This is a genomic window from Streptacidiphilus neutrinimicus (genome assembly GCF_000787815.1).
GTDB classification, from domain to species: Bacteria; Actinomycetota; Actinomycetes; order Streptomycetales; family Streptomycetaceae; genus Streptacidiphilus; species Streptacidiphilus neutrinimicus.
Window position 1 is genome coordinate 55,286 of sequence record NZ_BBPO01000048.1, and the last position, 2,082, is coordinate 57,367.

Below are 2,082 nucleotides of genomic sequence, written 5' to 3' on the forward strand. Positions count from 1 at the left end.
CGCGGACTTCACCTGGGAGAACACCGACCGCGCCGAGAAGCTGCGCGCCGCCGCCGTCCAGAAGGGTTGATCCACTGTGCGGATTCTCGTCACCGGCTCCATCGCGACCGACCACCTCATGGTCTTCCAGGGCAGCTTCAGCGAGCAGCTGATACCCGAGAGCCTTGAGAACGTCTCCCTGTCGTTCCTCGCCGACCGGCTCGAGATCCGCCGTGGCGGCGCGGCCGCGAACATCGCCTTCGGGCTGGGGCGGCTCGGCCTGCGCCCGGTCCTGGTCGGCGCGGCGGGGGAGGACTTCGCCGGCTACGCCGACTGGCTGAACGCGCACGGCGTCGACACCGACTCCGTCCGGATCAGCCGCACCCTGCACACCGCCCGGTTCGTCTGCACGACGGACCGGGCGCAGAACCAGATCGCCACGTTCTACCCGGGCGCGATGAGCGAGGCCCGGGAGATCGAGCTCGCCCCGATCGGCCGTCGGGTCGGCGGCATCGACCTGGTCGTGGTCTCGCCGAACGACCCGGAGGCGATGCTGCGGCACACCGACGAGTGCCGCGCGCTCGGCCTGCCCTTCGCCGCCGACCCGTCGCAGCAACTCGCGCTGATGGACGGCGAGTCCGTGCGGCGGCTGGTGGACGGGGCGCGTTACCTGTTCACCAACGAGTACGAGGCCGAGCTGCTGCTCTCCAAGACGGGCTGGTCCGAGCCCGAGGTGCTGGCCCGGGTCGGCACCTGGATCACCACCCTGGCCGAGAAGGGGGCGCGGATCAGCCAGGAGAGCGCCGCGCCCGTCCTCGTCCCGGCCGTGCCGACCGAGAACGTCGTCGACCCGACCGGCGCGGGCGACGCCTTCCGCTCCGGCTACCTGGCCGGCGTGGTCCGCCGCTGGACGCCGGAGCGCTCGGCGCAGCTGGGCTGCGCGCTGGCCTCCGCCGTACTGGAGTCGGCCGGCGGCCAGGAGTACGGCCTGAGCGCCGAGCTGCTCCAGACGAAGATCGACGTGGCCCACGGCGGCTCGGTCGCCCGGGACATGGCGCCGCTGTTCGCGGGGGTCCGATGAGCACGGGGACGTCGACGTCGCTGAGAGAGGCGCTGGCCACCCGCGTCGTGGTCGCGGACGGGGCCATGGGCACGATGCTCCAGGCCCAGGACCCGACCTTGGAGGACTTCCAGGGGTACGAGGGCTGCAACGAGGTCCTGAACGTCTCCCGCCCCGACATCGTGCGCTCGGTGCACGAGGCGTACTTCGCGGTGGGCGTGGACTGCGTCGAGACCAACACCTTCGGCTGCAACGCCGCGGCGCTGGGCGAGTACGAGATCGAGGACCGGAACGAGGAGCTGGCCGAGGCCGGGGCCCGGCTCGCGCGTGAGGTGGCCGCCGGGTTCACCGCGAAGGACGGCCGGCCGCGCTGGGTGCTGGGGTCGATGGGCCCCGGCACCAAGCTGCCCTCGCTCGGCCACCGTCCCTTCGCCGAGCTGCGTGAGGGTTACCGCGCCTGCGCGGCCGGGCTGATCGCCGGGGGCGCGGACGCGCTGCTGATCGAGACGACGCAGGACCTGCTGCAGACCAAGTCCGCAGTCCTCGGGGCCAAGGACGCCCTGGAGCGGGCGGGCCTGGACCTGCCGGTGATCGCGCAGGTCACCATGGAGACGACCGGCACGATGCTGCTCGGCTCGGAGATCGGCGCGGCGCTGACGGCGCTGGAGCCGCTCGGGATCGACCTGATCGGGATGAACTGCGCCACGGGTCCGGCCGAGATGAGCGAGCACCTGCGCTATCTCGCCCGGCACGCGAGGGTCGGCCTGTCCTGCATGCCGAACGCGGGGCTGCCGGTGCTCACCAAGGACGGAGCCCATTTCGACCTGACGCCGGAGCAGCTCGCTGACGCGCACGAGACCTTCGTGCGCGAGTACGGGCTCGCCCTGGTCGGCGGCTGCTGCGGCACCACGCCGGAGCACCTGAGGGCCGTGGTGGACCGCGTGCGGGGGCTGCCGCTCACGCCGCGGACCCCGCAGCCCGAGGCGGCGGCGTCCTCGCTCTACCAGGCGGTCCCGTTCCGGCAGGACCTCGCCTACCTGGCG

General features: G+C 72.8%; 2 protein-coding genes. Both read left to right on the forward strand.

The genetic code is table 11. The features are described 5' to 3' along the window. Positions 1-76: 76 nt before the first annotated feature. On the forward strand, positions 77-1,060 hold the full coding sequence (locus TR48_RS26575) for a carbohydrate kinase family protein (RefSeq protein WP_042371815.1): 984 nt from the start codon (positions 77-79) through the stop codon (positions 1,058-1,060). After that, positions 1,057-2,082: homocysteine S-methyltransferase family protein (locus TR48_RS26580; RefSeq protein ID WP_042371817.1), on the forward strand; the 1,026-nt coding region annotated here is incomplete at its 3' end. The genes TR48_RS26575 and TR48_RS26580, both read left to right, overlap by 4 nt.